23 protein-coding genes, 1 tRNA gene and 1 pseudogene are annotated in these 13,301 nt (G+C 34.0%); 18 read left to right on the plus strand and 7 right to left on the minus strand.

Annotation, left to right across the window (positions count from 1 at the left end; genetic code table 11):
• Nucleotides 1-10 precede the first annotated feature (10 nt).
• Entirely contained in the window at nt 11-1,231 is a 1,221-nt protein-coding gene (gene rpsA / locus Q9317_RS04355; RefSeq protein WP_003099393.1) for a 30S ribosomal protein S1, read from the plus strand.
• Between the two features lie 236 nt (nt 1,232-1,467).
• On the opposite strand, the gene Q9317_RS04360 is transcribed toward rpsA, so the two are convergent.
• Nucleotides 1,468-2,421, minus strand: coding sequence for an IS30 family transposase (locus Q9317_RS04360; protein ID WP_003098714.1), 954 nt, complete (start codon nt 2,419-2,421; stop codon nt 1,468-1,470).
• 171 nt (nt 2,422-2,592) lie between these two features.
• Between Q9317_RS04360 and Q9317_RS04365 the strand changes: the two genes are divergently transcribed.
• Nucleotides 2,593-2,664: transfer RNA gene (locus Q9317_RS04365), tRNA-Arg, on the plus strand.
• A 101-nt stretch (nt 2,665-2,765) separates the two neighbouring features.
• On the opposite strand, the gene Q9317_RS04370 is transcribed toward Q9317_RS04365, so the two are convergent.
• The 5 genes and pseudogenes from Q9317_RS04370 to Q9317_RS10570 all read right to left on the minus strand — a co-directional run.
• Entirely contained in the window at nt 2,766-3,377 is a 612-nt protein-coding gene (locus Q9317_RS04370; protein WP_003099396.1) for a DUF3862 domain-containing protein, read from the minus strand.
• A 378-nt stretch (nt 3,378-3,755) separates the two neighbouring features.
• On the minus strand, nt 3,756-4,844 hold the full coding sequence (locus tag Q9317_RS04375; RefSeq protein ID WP_305981585.1) for a site-specific integrase: 1,089 nt from the start codon (nt 4,842-4,844) through the stop codon (nt 3,756-3,758).
• Between the two features lie 110 nt (nt 4,845-4,954).
• Nucleotides 4,955-5,758, minus strand: coding sequence for a TM2 domain-containing protein (locus Q9317_RS04380; protein ID WP_305981586.1), 804 nt, complete (start codon nt 5,756-5,758; stop codon nt 4,955-4,957).
• A gap of 15 nt (nt 5,759-5,773) precedes the next feature.
• Nucleotides 5,774-6,121 (minus strand): M78 family metallopeptidase domain-containing protein, encoded by a 348-nt coding sequence (locus Q9317_RS04385; protein ID WP_305981587.1) that lies wholly within the window; start codon nt 6,119-6,121, stop codon nt 5,774-5,776.
• A gap of 150 nt (nt 6,122-6,271) precedes the next feature.
• Nucleotides 6,272-6,484 (minus strand): annotated as a pseudogene (locus Q9317_RS10570) (helix-turn-helix domain-containing protein); the annotation flags it as partial.
• A 147-nt stretch (nt 6,485-6,631) separates the two neighbouring features.
• Between Q9317_RS10570 and Q9317_RS04395 the strand changes: the two are divergent.
• The 3 genes from Q9317_RS04395 to Q9317_RS04405 all read left to right on the plus strand — a co-directional run bounded on the left by Q9317_RS04395 (nt 6,632) and on the right by Q9317_RS04405 (nt 8,010).
• Nucleotides 6,632-6,823, plus strand: coding sequence for a helix-turn-helix transcriptional regulator (locus Q9317_RS04395; RefSeq protein WP_305981589.1), 192 nt, complete (start codon nt 6,632-6,634; stop codon nt 6,821-6,823).
• Between the two features lie 29 nt (nt 6,824-6,852).
• The gene (locus tag Q9317_RS04400) at nt 6,853-7,626 is read left to right on the plus strand and encodes a phage antirepressor (protein ID WP_305981590.1); all 774 of its coding nucleotides are present in this window, start codon (nt 6,853-6,855) and stop codon (nt 7,624-7,626) included.
• A 195-nt stretch (nt 7,627-7,821) separates the two neighbouring features.
• On the plus strand, nt 7,822-8,010 hold the full coding sequence (locus Q9317_RS04405) for a hypothetical protein (protein WP_016355924.1): 189 nt from the start codon (nt 7,822-7,824) through the stop codon (nt 8,008-8,010).
• 30 nt (nt 8,011-8,040) lie between these two features.
• Here Q9317_RS04405 and Q9317_RS04410 read toward each other — a convergent pair whose 3' ends face one another.
• Complete coding sequence (locus tag Q9317_RS04410; protein WP_016355925.1) at nt 8,041-8,199, minus strand: hypothetical protein; 159 nt, start codon at nt 8,197-8,199, stop codon at nt 8,041-8,043.
• Nucleotides 8,200-8,311: 112 nt separating this feature from the next.
• On the opposite strand from Q9317_RS04410, the gene Q9317_RS04415 reads away from it, so the two are divergent.
• From Q9317_RS04415 to Q9317_RS04475, 13 genes are read left to right on the plus strand one after another with little or no spacing between them, the layout of a single operon-like run.
• A complete protein-coding gene (locus tag Q9317_RS04415; protein WP_003108347.1) occupies nt 8,312-8,560 on the plus strand; it encodes a helix-turn-helix domain-containing protein in 249 nt (82 codons plus the stop codon).
• Nucleotides 8,557-8,715, plus strand: a complete 159-nt coding sequence (locus Q9317_RS04420; protein ID WP_305981591.1) for a hypothetical protein — start codon at nt 8,557-8,559, stop codon at nt 8,713-8,715. The genes Q9317_RS04415 and Q9317_RS04420 overlap by 4 nt, the downstream gene beginning before the upstream one ends.
• The gene (locus Q9317_RS04425) at nt 8,708-8,953 is read left to right on the plus strand and encodes a hypothetical protein (protein WP_305981592.1); all 246 of its coding nucleotides are present in this window, start codon (nt 8,708-8,710) and stop codon (nt 8,951-8,953) included. Before Q9317_RS04420 ends, Q9317_RS04425 begins: the two co-directional genes overlap by 8 nt.
• Nucleotides 8,954-9,271, plus strand: a complete 318-nt coding sequence (locus Q9317_RS04430) for an XRE family transcriptional regulator (RefSeq protein WP_305981593.1) — start codon at nt 8,954-8,956, stop codon at nt 9,269-9,271.
• Nucleotides 9,272-9,308: 37 nt separating this feature from the next.
• Nucleotides 9,309-10,097, plus strand: a complete 789-nt coding sequence (locus Q9317_RS04435) for a DnaD domain protein (RefSeq protein ID WP_305981594.1) — start codon at nt 9,309-9,311, stop codon at nt 10,095-10,097.
• A gap of 11 nt (nt 10,098-10,108) precedes the next feature.
• Complete coding sequence (locus Q9317_RS04440) at nt 10,109-10,954, plus strand: ATP-binding protein (protein WP_305981595.1); 846 nt, start codon at nt 10,109-10,111, stop codon at nt 10,952-10,954.
• Nucleotides 10,955-11,092, plus strand: a complete 138-nt coding sequence (locus Q9317_RS04445; RefSeq protein ID WP_305981596.1) for a hypothetical protein — start codon at nt 10,955-10,957, stop codon at nt 11,090-11,092.
• A gap of 8 nt (nt 11,093-11,100) precedes the next feature.
• The gene (locus tag Q9317_RS04450; protein WP_305981597.1) at nt 11,101-11,229 is read left to right on the plus strand and encodes a hypothetical protein; all 129 of its coding nucleotides are present in this window, start codon (nt 11,101-11,103) and stop codon (nt 11,227-11,229) included.
• Complete coding sequence (locus Q9317_RS04455) at nt 11,222-11,398, plus strand: hypothetical protein (RefSeq protein WP_305981598.1); 177 nt, start codon at nt 11,222-11,224, stop codon at nt 11,396-11,398. The genes Q9317_RS04450 and Q9317_RS04455 overlap by 8 nt, the downstream gene beginning before the upstream one ends.
• Entirely contained in the window at nt 11,399-11,881 is a 483-nt protein-coding gene (locus Q9317_RS04460; RefSeq protein WP_305981599.1) for a siphovirus Gp157 family protein, read from the plus strand.
• Nucleotides 11,878-12,465, plus strand: a complete 588-nt coding sequence (locus tag Q9317_RS04465; protein WP_122023704.1) for an ERF family protein — start codon at nt 11,878-11,880, stop codon at nt 12,463-12,465. Before Q9317_RS04460 ends, Q9317_RS04465 begins: the two co-directional genes overlap by 4 nt.
• A gap of 12 nt (nt 12,466-12,477) precedes the next feature.
• Nucleotides 12,478-12,837: a hypothetical protein gene (locus Q9317_RS04470; protein WP_122023705.1), complete on the plus strand. Its 360-nt coding sequence runs from the start codon at nt 12,478-12,480 to the stop codon at nt 12,835-12,837.
• Between the two features lies 1 nt (nt 12,838).
• On the plus strand, nt 12,839-13,282 hold the full coding sequence (locus Q9317_RS04475; RefSeq protein WP_016355936.1) for a RusA family crossover junction endodeoxyribonuclease: 444 nt from the start codon (nt 12,839-12,841) through the stop codon (nt 13,280-13,282).
• Nucleotides 13,283-13,301 lie beyond the last annotated feature (19 nt).

Here is a 13,301-nt window from a genome sequence, read left to right on the forward strand (position 1 = left end):
ATTTTTTAGAATGAATGAATTTGAAGATTTGCTAAACAGTGTTAGCGAAGTCAACCCTGGTGATGTTGTCACTGCGGAAGTTTTAACAGTAGATAACGGTCAAGCAAACGTTGTTATTGATGGTACTGGTGTTGAGGGTGTCTTGACACTTCGTGAATTGACTAACGATCGTGATGCAGACATTAACGATTTTGTTAAAGCTGGCGACACAGTTGAAGTACTTGTTCTTCGTCAAGTAGTAGGTAAAGATACTGATACAGTTACTTTCCTAGTGTCTAAAAAACGTTTGGAAGCTCGCAAAGCATGGGACAAACTTGTAGGTCGTGAAGGTGAAGTAGTTACTGTTAAAGGAACTCGCGCTGTTAAAGGTGGACTTTCAGTTGAGTTTGAAGGATTACGTGGATTCATCCCAGCCTCAATGATCGACACTCGTTTTGTTCGCAACACAGAAAAATTTGTTGGTCAAGAGTTTGATGCTAAAATCAAAGAAGTTGATGCAGCTGAAAACCGCTTTATCTTATCACGTCGTGAAGTTATCGAAGAAGCAGCTACTGAGGCTCGTCAAGAAGTTTTCTCAAAACTTTCAGAAGGTTCTGTTGTAACAGGTACTGTTGCTCGTTTAACTAGCTTTGGTGCTTTCATCGACCTTGGTGGTGTTGATGGACTTGTTCACGTGACTGAACTTTCACATGAACGTAATGTTTCACCTAAATCAGTTGTTTCTGTAGGTGAAGAAGTTGAAGTTAAAGTACTTTCAATCGATGAAGAAGCAGGTCGTGTTTCATTGTCACTTAAAGCTACAACACCTGGACCATGGGATGGCGTTGAACAAAAACTTGCTCAAGGCGATGTCGTTGAAGGTAAAGTTAAACGTTTGACTGACTTCGGTGCTTTTGTTGAAGTATTACCTGGAATTGATGGACTTGTTCACATTTCACAAATTTCTCACAAACGTGTTGAAAATCCAAAAGATGTACTTTCTGTAGGTCAAGATGTAACTGTTAAAGTTCTTGAAGTAAATGCTGCTGATGAGCGTGTATCACTTTCAATTAAAGCTTTAGAGGAGCGTCCAGCACAATCTGAAGATAACAACGCTAACAACAGCAACAAAGACGAAAATCGTCAATCGCGTCCACGTCGTCCAAAACGTGAAGTTAAACGTGATTACGAATTACCAGAAACTCAAACTGGTTTCTCAATGGCTGACTTGTTCGGTGATATTGAATTGTAATAAATCCAAAAAACTGGAAGATTTTCTTCTGGTTTTTTTATTGCTAAAATGGTAAATCTAAGCTCACCAATTTCTTAAAATGTTTGAGATGATTTGCAATTATGAATCTCCTCAGTAAGTGTTTCCTCTTTTTCTAATATGCTGCTTGTTTTAGGAATTGTTTTTTATGATCGTGATCCTATACTATTCGTGCATTTTAGAATGTTTGTTTAGAAGTGCTAAATTTCAAGTCCAAGTTAGCCAACGGTTAAAAACTCTTTAGGAGATTTGTAGTCTAATATTTTCTTAGGATAGTTGTTTATCCAATTTTCAATGAATGCGACCTCTCTTTGGGTCGTTTTCTTTGTTCCTTTAGGTAACCATCTTCTGATCAGTCTGTTGTGGTTCTCATTCGTTCCCCTTTCCCAGGAAGCGTAGGGATGTGCGTAGTAGATATCTTCTTTTGGAAAGACAAGAGAAAGTCTGTTGAATTCAGTTCCGTTATCAGCTGTAATAGAGTGAATAGAGTGAGTCTTTACTATACTTTCTAAGGCATGATTGACCGACTGAGCAGACTTATCCGGAATGAGTCTGATAATCTGGTGACGACTACGGCGGTCTGTTAGAGTTAGTAGACATTCATTCTTAGCCCTTGTTAGAATGACCGTATCAATTTCATAATGCCCATTTTCAAGTCTACGATTAATCGCATCAGGTCTTTTCTCAATGGATTGACCAGCAGGTTTGAAACGAGGGCTAGCCTTCTTTGATTTTCCCTTTCTTTTCCTTGGATACAAGATGTGATCAGAATGGATGCCAAGGTGTCCGTTATGAATCCAATAATAGATGGTTGAAACAGGAACAGCTATACCTTTCGACTTCACCATCATTTCAGGTGAAAAGTTCTGCCTCATATAGTGCAGAATCCTCTCTTTCGTATCTTTATCCAAGCCAATAGAACGAATAGAATTTCGTCGTTTATTCTCATAGCTAGCTTGAGCGTAGTCAGCTTGATAAATCATTTCAAATTTACCTTTACGAATTTGTTGTCTAACAAGTCCTCGTTTAACCTCATTATGAATGGTTTGAGGCGCTTTACCTAGCAAGTTAGCGATGGCTCTATTGGACTTTCCTTCTGACTTCCATTTCTCGATGAAGTAACGCTCAGCTATTGTCAAATGTTTTCCTTTTGGTGTATAATGTTCATGCATCTCAAAGTGTCCTATCTTGTGTTTGTGGTGAACTACAAGTATATCTCTTTGAGATGTTTTTTCATACCCTCAGATGGCTAACTTCATTTTAGAACTTTCTGTTTGTTTAGAAGTTATTTGTCTTAATGCATTTTACATCTTTGGAAAATATGGTATACTAATAGGGTGTTGCCACCTTTAGTGTAATGGATATCACGCAAGATTCCGGTTCTTGAAATGGGGGTTCGATTCCCTCAAGGTGGATAGTTGACTAAAAAAAGACCAACTCTTAAGCTGATAGATGTTCTCTTATTGTTTTTAGGAACATGAAGAGAGTACCTTGCTTATCGAGTTGTTCTTTTTTATTATTTTAATAGGGCATTTTGTGATTTTTTTGTTAATTTTCCGTCTTCAAATATGAGTGAAATGTTTGCGCCTTGAGAATCTGTTTTAAGACCACTAATCCAAACGGCTTGAAGTTGTTCTTTATCAGTTGAAATAGCTTGTGTGTAATCATCGGGCTCTGTTAGAATCTTTGTGACTTGATTATAAGTCATGCCTTCTTTGATTTTGTTATATTCTTTAAGTCCTAATTTCAGGTCACGATTGAAGATGAAGTTCTGAATTGATTTAATGATTGTGCTATTTTCGTATAAACTAGCAGTAATTGTTACCTGATCAAATGTCCAAGTATAAGAATCAAGAGTTACATCTCCTGCGGGTTTTGTGTCGTGCTTATTTGGTTCACCATATAGAGTTTTAAGTTCTTCGAGACTTGTTCCATTTTTGAAGTTTTCATGTCTAGAAGCAATTGAGATTTTTTCAAATGCAGCGCGCTTGTCTTGGTTAGCGGCTATCATTGTTGCTTTTTTCTCTTCTTTTTTGGTGCTGTCTTTGGCATTGTGTTTGGAACATGCAATGAGCATCATCGTTAGAAGTGGCAAAACAAGAAGTGTGATGATAGTGTTTTTTTTCATAATATACCCTGTTCTTTTTTAGTAATTTCATTATAGCATATTCCCTTTTCTGATAGAATCTCTAGTTGACATCTTTTCTTACAATTGTATAGATAGACTGAAACGTCTTAATACACTTTGGAAAGCTTCTAAGTGACTTAGGCTAAGTTGGAGTATAACTGTCAGAATAAATGAAGAAAACTTTTAGTAGTCATAAAAACGTTACAGGAAGTTGTCAATTTAGTTGTCAATAATTATAGAAACTTATGAATAGAACAAAAAGAAAAAACCTTGGATTAACAAGGTTTATATCAGTTAGGGGAACATATGATACCTTATGATGGAGCTGGTGGGAGTCACTTTATACTAGTAATATCAATAGGTTTCTCTTTTTAGTTGTCAATGAAGTTGTCTGTCACTTACAAATTGATTAAATTTAGTCCCCATATCATCGACTGCTGATTGTGTAATATGAGTGTAAACATTCATTGTTGTTTGTAAATCACCGTGACCTAACCTGTGCTGGACTTGTTTTAATGATAGTCCTGACTCAAACAATAGACTAGCATGTGTATGTCTAAAACCGTGAATTGTGATTGGTGGCAATTTGGTATCGCTGGTTAATTGTAATAACCATTTACGTGGTAGGCTAGGTGTCATGATTCCACCTGATTCAGATTGGAACATTAAAGTTGATGTCGGAAACGTCTCGTGTAATTCGTTCAATATTTCAACTGTTTCATCATCTAAGCTGATTAATCTATCACTTGATTTAGTCTTTGTAACATCTATTTCTAGCCCTGTAAATGTACGTGTAACAGCTTTGTTTATAGTCAGAGTGTTATTGTTAAAGTCATCCCAAGTTAGCGCTAAAAGCTCTCCTTTACGTATTCCGGTAAATGCTAACAACCTAAATAAAGCTATCTTCTCAATATCATCAGTTTCATCCACTAATTTTAAAAATATTTTCAATTCATCCAAGCTGTAGAAGTTATTATCCTTTTTTCGTTCTCGTTTTATCTTAGGAGGAGTTATCGGCAAAGCTGGATTGCTATTTAAATAACCATATCTTATAGCTAAGTTTAATATATTCCTTACAATGCCGAGAATTTTAGCGCCGTATTTTAGATCATAACACCATTGTTCCGTTAATTGTTGGATAAGTAGGGGTGTAATATCCCCAATCTTTACATTACTTAATTTTGGCAATATATGATTATTGATATTTCTTTCTGTTTTTAAGTACGTGCTACCTTGTACAGTTTTTTCGTATTCTTTCAGCCATTGTTTAGTTAATTTTCCAAAAGTCATATTAGTTTGTGGTTCTGAAAGTTCAGCTTGTAAGTTTATCAATGTTGCTTTAGCTTTCGCTTTAGTCTCAAATCCAGACCGTCTTATGTATTTCTTTTTTCCGTCTACAATTCCAATATACAATAAAAATTTGTAATATGTCTTACCATTCGATTTTTTATAAGATTCTATTTCCATTGATAAAACCTTTCGTTTTTGCTACAATAGAGTACAAGAAAAGACATTCTTTTCTTTCCAAATTTTTGCCTCACACTTCGCTTTGGTCGGTGGATAGTGTGGGGCTTTTTTTATTGTCCGTATGAATTTACAGTATAATTAGTCCCTAGCATTGCAGGTATAGTTTGCTCATTTCCCATAACAGTTTTATAAGTAGTGAGTCCTGCGTTTAATCCATAGACAGTTACATTGTCGTCTTCAGCAATAACATCTTTATAGTTAGAGTTTTCAATAGTTATCAATACAACTTGGTCATAATCGTCATTGATTGCCAATCTCAAATTCATACCTTCATTTGATTTCATAGCTTGGATAACAGTTCCTGTCACTTGGATTTTACTAGCTAGAGTTACTTTATCATGATTCCATTCATTAAAATCAACTAACGGATATGTTTCAGGTTCAAATGGTTCTTCCGAAGATGAAGAAGGAGTGCTTGATTCTTTTGTTTTAGTATCTTTTTTCTTTTCAATAGGCTTTTTAGTTTCGGCTTTCGTTTCATTTTTAGCTTCAATTTTCTTAGTTTTCTTAGGCTCTATTTTTTTCTCTACTTTTGACTCAGGAGACGCAACTTTTTTAGCTTCTTCTTTTTTTGGTGCAAATATAGCAGTAATAACAAGAATAGAGGTAACTACCAATACTGGGATAAACTTCTTCTGATTAGAAGGAATTTCAATCTTGCCATTTTCATCACTTTTAGTCATAGCAGCATTAAAAGCATCATAATAACTTAACAACATTGGAACAAATGTCAAACTAAATAATAAATATAAAACACCATATTTCGTATTTTTTGAATAGAATTGGTGAGCTCCTAAACCGCCAAAAAATATTGCAAGCAATATATAAGCAACTTTGTTAACACGATGATTCATAATAAATCTCCTTATTTATATTAAATTTTTAAACTCATTTACTACCATTTGCTCGTCACAAATGGTTTTTAATCTATACGCATCCATGAATCTACAAACGTTAAAATCCTCTATGAAATCAAGTGATGGAATATATTCCAGTAATAAATGATGAATCATATTGCGATCAGCCTGTGCTTCAAATTTTTCTTTTAAAAATGAGTAATTTTCCAAATACTGCCCAACATGCCCCATCTCGTGATACAAAACTTTCTTTTGGTCGATGTCATCAAGATAAGCGTTGATAAAGATAGTGTCGCAAGGCTGTATATACAACCCACTGTTGCCTGTCTCACGACCGTCAAAGTATTTTACAGCTGTCATATATATATCTTTCTATTCTTTATTTTTCACCATATTTTCAAGTAATGATTTTATCAATTCGGCATCGTTCTCATCTAATGTATGACCGTCAAACGCAACTGTGCGATTAAGTACGTCTTTAAGGTCTATTGTTTGCTCTCGTCTTGGTTCTTTGTCTTCAATCAAATCAGATTTTTGAACACCAAAATAATTTGCTAACATTTCTATTTTATCAATTCTTGGATAAGTTCTTCCAATAGTCCAATCAGTTACTGTAGTATACTTAAACCCTAAATCTTCGACTAATTTATTTCTATCAATTCCACGACGTTCCATAAAGCGATTTAAATTTTTAGCAAAAACTTCTTTATTTCCTAGTGACATATTTATCAGCTCCTTATATAGTAGATTATACGACAATAACGTAATGATGTAAAGTAAAAACAGAAAAAAATCGTAAAAAAACGTAATTTTGTTCTTGGCATTACGTTTTAAACATAATATAATGGTTATACAAAGAAAGGAGGAACAATGAAATATACGCTTAAGACATTAAGAAGCCTGAAAAATTGGACTCAATTAGAAGCATCTCAATCCATTGGTGTATCAGCAGATACATGGAGTAAATGGGAACGAGGAAAAAACGCACCGGGATATAAGAATGTTCAAAAGATAGTTGACACATTCGGTGTTCCATATGATGACATTATTTTTTTACCGTAATTTACGGTTTAAACGTAGAAAGGAGCAACATGCAAGAAATTTTTAATTTTAAAGGACAAGAAGTCCGAACAGTAACAATTAACAACGAACCTTACTTTGTAGGTAAGGATGTAGCAGAAATATTGGAATACAAAGAACCAAACAAAGCTATAGTTAGACATATTGATGAAGATGACAGGATGAAACGTCCTATCACTGACGAACTTGGTAGAAAACAAGAAACATACATCATAAACGAATCAGGTCTATACTCACTAATCTTATCTAGCAAACTTCCACAAGCTAAAGAATTCAAACGCTGGGTAACAACAGAAGTGTTACCAACGATCCGCAAACATGGTGCTTATCTAACAGATAGCAAGATTGAGGAAGTTCTTCTCAGTCCAGATACAATCATCAACTTAGCAACTCAACTTAAAGAGGAGCGCCAAAAGGTAAACTCATTGCAACTTGAATTGAAAGAAGCTCAAAAGCAAGCTAGATATCTTGATTTAATTATTGAATCAAAAGGTGCTTTACGTGTTTCTCAAATCGCACAAGATTATGGAATGACCGCTAATAAGCTTAATAAGGTTTTATATGAGTTAGGTGTACAGCATAAAGTAAATGGTCAATGGATTCTTTACAAACGCCACATGGGTAAAGGTTACACAGATAGCCATACATTTGATTATCAAGATAGAAACGGTCACACAAGAGCAAATGTAACGACTACATGGACTCAAAAAGGACGGCTGTTCTTATATGAATTACTTAAAGAGAATGACTACTTGCCACTAATTGAACAAGATGAGATCGCATAGAAAGGAATCACATGGAACTAACAATCACACAAAGTCTGACTTTATTACCAATCTTAATTTATGTGTTGGTTAAACTCTTAAAGTCAGACAACACATCAACGATCGAGATTAAAGAAGTTGAAAAACAGCAAGAACGAAATCCATACTATGGAGCGTATATGCAAAATCAAAGTGTATATCACTAAGGAGAAGAAAATGACAAAAATTACAGACGAACAACTTAACAAATACCTAGAAATCAGAACAGAACTTGGAGAAGAAAATTTTAAATTTATTAACTCTTGCTACGATGAAGTTATATATCTAAAAAAAGAAGAAGCAACAAAAGATATCAAGTTTGAAATTACAGATTTTTCTAAGTTTCGAGATTTCGCAAAAAAATAACCACCAGAATTAACTGGCGGTTACCCACAATCACAAATCTCCACGCATGCGACGCAATGAAGTCTTGTGATTATCAATACTTTCAGAAAGTTCACGAGGGTTAAGGATTTCAGCAAGGGCGTTTGCTAAATTCTCTGAATCTTGAACATTATTTCTATCAAGTATTGATTTAATTTTAGAAATCATCATTATAATCACCTCCTTTCGAGATGATTATACCACTAAAAAAACCACTGCGGGGACAGTGGTTAACAAAAATATTTTATTTATTTAATTATACCAGAAAGAGAGTTATTAATCAATGGATGATGTTATCACAATTAGCAGGTCAGAATTAAAGGCTCTGATTGCAGAAGAAGTAGCAATACAACGTAGACAAGTTGATTGGGTCAGCATTAAAGAACTCCAAACAATAACTGGATGGGGTAGAACTACTTTAGAAAATTGGCGTGACCAAGGTAAATTTAGATACCACCAAAAAGTAAAAGGTGGCAAGTACACTTACGATCTGCAAGACGTCCAACGATTTTTAAGGAGTATGAACAAATGAAATTTTTTAATTGGCTATTTACAAAACCAGAAGAAGAACAAAAACAAGAGTGGACTATCCAAAACAACGGATGGGAACATAACGCTGAAAAGTACGATGAATTTAACAAGTATTTTGCACGGGCGACGATGGGAGATGTGGAACGAAATGCATAAATTGCGAACAGAGAACGAAAATAAAGGTAAATCATTTGTAAGAGCAAAAGTTACTAAAACACAAAAAGAACATCTAGAAGTATTAGCTGAAATAAATGGAACTTCAAAAGATGAACTGCTAAATGAAGTTGTTACAAATTTCATTGAATTTAACTTAGATGCAATTTGTCAATATGAAGATAAGATTCAAAAAGCTAAATTAGAGGCTAAAGAAAAGCTTAATAAGAAGGGGTTTTAAATGAAACAAATTAGATTAAAACGATTACGAGAAGAATTAAATCTATCTAAAGATGAGCTGATTGAATTATTTAAATCACATAACCTTGAAATGAGTATCACACATTTAAATATTTACGAGGAACACGGAATTGGTAAAGAAGTCAACTGGGTATTTTGGGAAAACGTAGCAGAAGTATTTGATGTAGATGTAGCTTACCTATTGAATGTATCAATTTTCAGACGTCAAGCAGATGTGCAACAACAGTTGTTAGATTATGAAGACTTTCAGCACGAGGTTGATGAAGTTGTAGAAGCGTTTAAAGGAGTGAGGAAATAAATAAATTGGTCGATATATACGACTTGAAAGGAATTGAATGCACATAGATGAAGTTAAAAACAATAGATTTTATCAGTTCCCACAATGGTTACTGAAAGAACCTTATAACGTATTGAGTGATAAAGCAAAATTAATCTATATGTTGTTGTTTGACCGTAGAACATTATCGGAACAAAACAAATGGTATGACACAGACGGAAAAATTTATATGTATTTTACTAATGAGCAACTCGGAGGTGTGCTTAAATGTTCTAACAAAACTATTGTTAAAGCAAAAAAAGAATTACAAGAAGCAAACCTTTTGAAAGAAGTTAGACAAGGTGTTAATAAGCCAAATCGCTTGTATATCAATGGAAGTGTAGAAAGTACACGTCAAGAAGTGTCATTTCTTCCGCTTGGAAGTGTAGAAAGTACACGTCAAGAAGTGTCAGAAGTACACACAATCAATACTAATAATATCAATACTAATATATCAATAGAAGAAGAAGAAGGAGGAAACAAATTCTTACAAGATTTAGAAAACCTTTGGGGGCGTACCTTTAATGGTATGGAGGTTATGAAAATAACCGACTATCTAACTAATGAGGGTGTCTCTAACCAATTAATGAAAAAGGCAATTGAGACATCACTGTTAAATGGTGCTAGAAATTTCAATTATGTAAGCAAGGTATTAGATAACTGGATTGATGAAGGAATTAAAACACCTGAACAAGTTGATGTTAAGCAAGAAGAATATAAAAAATCAAATCAAAAACAAAAAGGGCAAAGATTTTCAGACGTACAAAAAGAAGAACTTAAACAGCCAGATGAGTTTTATGGTTTCTAGAAAGGGGCTAAATGTTATTAGAACAAATGGGGTTGACAGCTGGTGTTGATTATAAAGGCATGATTGCTAGTGGCTTTTTAGTGGATAGCGGGGAAACATGTGAAAAGCATAGCGCACCTATTTTTATTAGAACTAGGCCTGAACATTGCAAAGGAAAATTTTGCTGGGCATGTCAGACAGAAAGCAGAGATGCTAAAAAACAAAAGGTTGACTTAGATGCAGAAAACAAAGCGATGCTTGCTAGAGGGTATGAGGTATTTAAAAGAGAGAGCATATTATCTGAGGAACAAGCTAGAGCAGATTTTAAAAATTTTGCGGTATCAAACAAAACTGACCAAGAAGTGTTGAATTATGGAAAACGTGTTGTTAGAGATTACTTGAAAGGTATGAACGGAAATTCTGTTTTAAAAGGACCTACAGGAGCAGGGAAAAGCCATATATCAATGTCAATTGCTAAACAGTTAAATGAGTCATTTAAAGCGTACAAACAGGAAAAATCAGTAATATTTGTTTCTGTTTCTAGGCTTGTTCAATTGGTACAAGATAGTTTTAATGTAAAAGGTTCAAGGTACACTGCAGAGCGAATGACGAAGTTATTGACTGAATGTGATTTCTTAGTTCTAGACGATTTAGGGAAAGAATCAACAACTGGGAACAATATAAAGCCTGCTAGTGATTGGACTTACCGTTTCTTATTTAACATCTTAGATGCTAGAGAAAACACAATTATTAATACAAATTTTACTGTTAAAGAATTAAAAAGCATATACGATGATGCCTTTGTTAGTAGGGTTTTAAAAGGTGCAAAAAACAACATTTTTAGTTATCCAGATAGCGCAGAAAGTAAGAGGTTTTAAATGAAAGAAACCTTAGTTAGCTTCTTTGGAATATCCGAAGAACATGCTGAAAAAATTATGAATTTAGATATCCAAACAAGAGACAAAAAGATTGCTGAAATGAGAGAGTTCAGGAATCAATCAAAAATAACATTTTAGGAGTAAATATGAACGATAAAGGGCTATTCGGAACATTTGACTATGACAGAGATTTCATGCAACCACCAATAGAAAAAGAAGAATTAGATGATAACCATTATTGGAATGGGCATTCATGGGAAAAGAATGATGATTAAAGAAGATGATTTTGAATTTAGCGAAGACTGGGAAAGTAATTATTTTGAAGTCCAAAAGTTATTAGGTCAAGAAATTGACAAACTCCAAAACAGAGTGCTAACACTAGCAAACGAAAACAGAAAACTAAAAGCTGAGAACTTTCAGCTAAAACACAGAAAGAGGAAGTGAATGGCTTACTTATATGAATTAGAAGGAATTTATGCACAACTAGAATCAATGGATTTAGATAACGAATCGTTCCAAGATACGCTTGAAAGCATTGATTTTCAAAAAGACTTGGAGAAAAACTTAGAATATTTTGCAAAAATGAAAGCAAATGCGGATGCAAAAGTTGTTGTATTAAAATCAGAAAAAGAACGTTTTGACGAAAAAGCAAAAGCTGAACAAGCAAAATCTGACAAGTATAAAGAGATTATTAACAATGCTATGAAAATGAGTAATAAGAAAAAAATCGAAACAGACTTATTTACTATTAGCAAGCGAAGTTCAAAAGCAGTCAATATCATTGATGAAACAAAAATACCTCTTGAATTTATGAGCGAAACAATCACATATAAACCAATGAAAAAAGAACTTAAACAAGCAATTGAATCAGGACAAATCATCGAAGGGGCAGAAATTGGATACAACGAAAGCGTGGTAATTAAATGACGATGAAATTTACTGAGATTCAGAAAAAAATGCAGATTCCAAAAACAAAAAAAGGTGATGTTAAATATGCTTTTAGGAATGCTGAACAGATTGAAACACATTTTAAAAAAGAGACAGATGGTTGGATTCTTACTTTTAAAGATGAAATTAAAGAACTTGCAGGACGGTTATTCTACATTTCAAAATCAATTGTTGAAGAAGAAGATACAAAAGTAACTTATGAAAGCTTTGGTATTGCTGAACTTGGAGAAGTGCCAATAATTGTAACTAAAGCTGGTAAAACAATTCAGCAGATGCAAGTTCCGCAATGGACTGGTGCAGTCGGATCTTATGCTAGAAAGTACGCATTGCAAGGTTTGTTTGCTATGGGAGAAGAAGATGTGGATTCGTTTCAAAAAATTGGCGTGGAAGAGTTTGACAAAATCACTGCTCTACTTGAGATTAAGTGCGATACAGAAGATAAAATGCAAAGCGCGATTGCTTACATTTGTAAACAAGCAGGCGTTACAAAACTAGAAGATTTATTGATGAATCAACTAGATAGCGTTTTGGAAATCATCGGAAAACTAGGAAATAAAGGATAAGAGGAAAAAACAATGGGAATTACAAATAAAGGATTTATTAACTTTAACGAAAAATATAACAAAAAAACAGATAAATTTATGGAAGCGTCAATGACGATTTATAACGGTAAAGATGAATCTGGAGAAGCGAAATACAGTCATATCAAAATCAAAGTTTTTAAAGACTTAATTCCAACTTTAGAAGCAAATATCGGAAAATTGTGTGAAGTAAGCGGAAATTTGAGACTAAACGAATACAACGGAAATAAATATCCAGAAATCTTAGTTTCAGAATTTATTGACGGAAACGCACCTCAACAGGAAAATAAACAAATGCAAAATTTCAACAATTCTAAAACTATTGAAATTGATGAAGATGATTTACCGTTCTAATATGAGCAAAACAATCATTCCAATTGAGCCAAAACCTCAATCAAGACCACGATTCAGCAAATGGGGAACATACGAAGACCCAAAGATGATGAAATGGCGAAAAGAAGTCACAAATTACATAATTCAAAATTATGATGGAGACTACTTTGACGGTGCAATTAGTGTAGATGTGACTTTCTACATGAAAGCACCTCAGAGCCTCTCTAAAGAGCCTACACAGCGTGCAAAAGCAACGACAAAGGAAAAGTTCAGCAAATTCATAAACGAGCTTATATGGCACGACAAGAAGCCTGATATTGATAACCTAATAAAAGCAGTTTTTGACAGCATCAGTAAGGCAGAAATCGTATGGAAAGATGACAACTTAGTTTGTGATTTACACGCAAGAAAATTATATAGTCCGAATCCAAGAATAGAAATGGAGATTAAACAGATTGAATTTTAAATACGATATTGAACAAACT

The organism is Streptococcus iniae (assembly GCF_030732225.1).
GTDB lineage: Bacteria > Bacillota > Bacilli > Lactobacillales > Streptococcaceae > Streptococcus > Streptococcus iniae.

Excerpts from the sequence above, each read along its gene's own strand:
- rpsA (WP_003099393.1), top strand. The coding sequence starts at position 11 with ATGAATGAATTTGAAGATTTGCTAAACAGTGTTAGCGAAGTCAACCCT.
- Q9317_RS04360 (WP_003098714.1), bottom strand. The coding sequence starts at position 2,421 with ATGCATGAACATTATACACCAAAAGGAAAACATTTGACAATAGCTGAG.
- Q9317_RS04370 (WP_003099396.1), bottom strand. The coding sequence starts at position 3,377 with ATGAAAAAAAACACTATCATCACACTTCTTGTTTTGCCACTTCTAACG.
- Q9317_RS04375 (WP_305981585.1), bottom strand. The coding sequence starts at position 4,844 with ATGGAAATAGAATCTTATAAAAAATCGAATGGTAAGACATATTACAAA.
- Q9317_RS04380 (WP_305981586.1), bottom strand. The coding sequence starts at position 5,758 with ATGAATCATCGTGTTAACAAAGTTGCTTATATATTGCTTGCAATATTT.
- Q9317_RS04385 (WP_305981587.1), bottom strand. The coding sequence starts at position 6,121 with ATGACAGCTGTAAAATACTTTGACGGTCGTGAGACAGGCAACAGTGGG.
- Q9317_RS04395 (WP_305981589.1), top strand. The coding sequence starts at position 6,632 with ATGAAATATACGCTTAAGACATTAAGAAGCCTGAAAAATTGGACTCAA.
- Q9317_RS04400 (WP_305981590.1), top strand. The coding sequence starts at position 6,853 with ATGCAAGAAATTTTTAATTTTAAAGGACAAGAAGTCCGAACAGTAACA.
- Q9317_RS04405 (WP_016355924.1), top strand. The coding sequence starts at position 7,822 with ATGACAAAAATTACAGACGAACAACTTAACAAATACCTAGAAATCAGA.
- Q9317_RS04410 (WP_016355925.1), bottom strand. The coding sequence starts at position 8,199 with ATGATGATTTCTAAAATTAAATCAATACTTGATAGAAATAATGTTCAA.
- Q9317_RS04415 (WP_003108347.1), top strand. The coding sequence starts at position 8,312 with ATGGATGATGTTATCACAATTAGCAGGTCAGAATTAAAGGCTCTGATT.
- Q9317_RS04420 (WP_305981591.1), top strand. The coding sequence starts at position 8,557 with ATGAAATTTTTTAATTGGCTATTTACAAAACCAGAAGAAGAACAAAAA.
- Q9317_RS04425 (WP_305981592.1), top strand. The coding sequence starts at position 8,708 with ATGCATAAATTGCGAACAGAGAACGAAAATAAAGGTAAATCATTTGTA.
- Q9317_RS04430 (WP_305981593.1), top strand. The coding sequence starts at position 8,954 with ATGAAACAAATTAGATTAAAACGATTACGAGAAGAATTAAATCTATCT.
- Q9317_RS04435 (WP_305981594.1), top strand. The coding sequence starts at position 9,309 with ATGCACATAGATGAAGTTAAAAACAATAGATTTTATCAGTTCCCACAA.
- Q9317_RS04440 (WP_305981595.1), top strand. The coding sequence starts at position 10,109 with ATGTTATTAGAACAAATGGGGTTGACAGCTGGTGTTGATTATAAAGGC.
- Q9317_RS04445 (WP_305981596.1), top strand. The coding sequence starts at position 10,955 with ATGAAAGAAACCTTAGTTAGCTTCTTTGGAATATCCGAAGAACATGCT.
- Q9317_RS04450 (WP_305981597.1), top strand. The coding sequence starts at position 11,101 with ATGAACGATAAAGGGCTATTCGGAACATTTGACTATGACAGAGATTTC.
- Q9317_RS04455 (WP_305981598.1), top strand. The coding sequence starts at position 11,222 with ATGATTAAAGAAGATGATTTTGAATTTAGCGAAGACTGGGAAAGTAAT.
- Q9317_RS04460 (WP_305981599.1), top strand. The coding sequence starts at position 11,399 with ATGGCTTACTTATATGAATTAGAAGGAATTTATGCACAACTAGAATCA.
- Q9317_RS04465 (WP_122023704.1), top strand. The coding sequence starts at position 11,878 with ATGACGATGAAATTTACTGAGATTCAGAAAAAAATGCAGATTCCAAAA.
- Q9317_RS04470 (WP_122023705.1), top strand. The coding sequence starts at position 12,478 with ATGGGAATTACAAATAAAGGATTTATTAACTTTAACGAAAAATATAAC.
- Q9317_RS04475 (WP_016355936.1), top strand. The coding sequence starts at position 12,839 with ATGAGCAAAACAATCATTCCAATTGAGCCAAAACCTCAATCAAGACCA.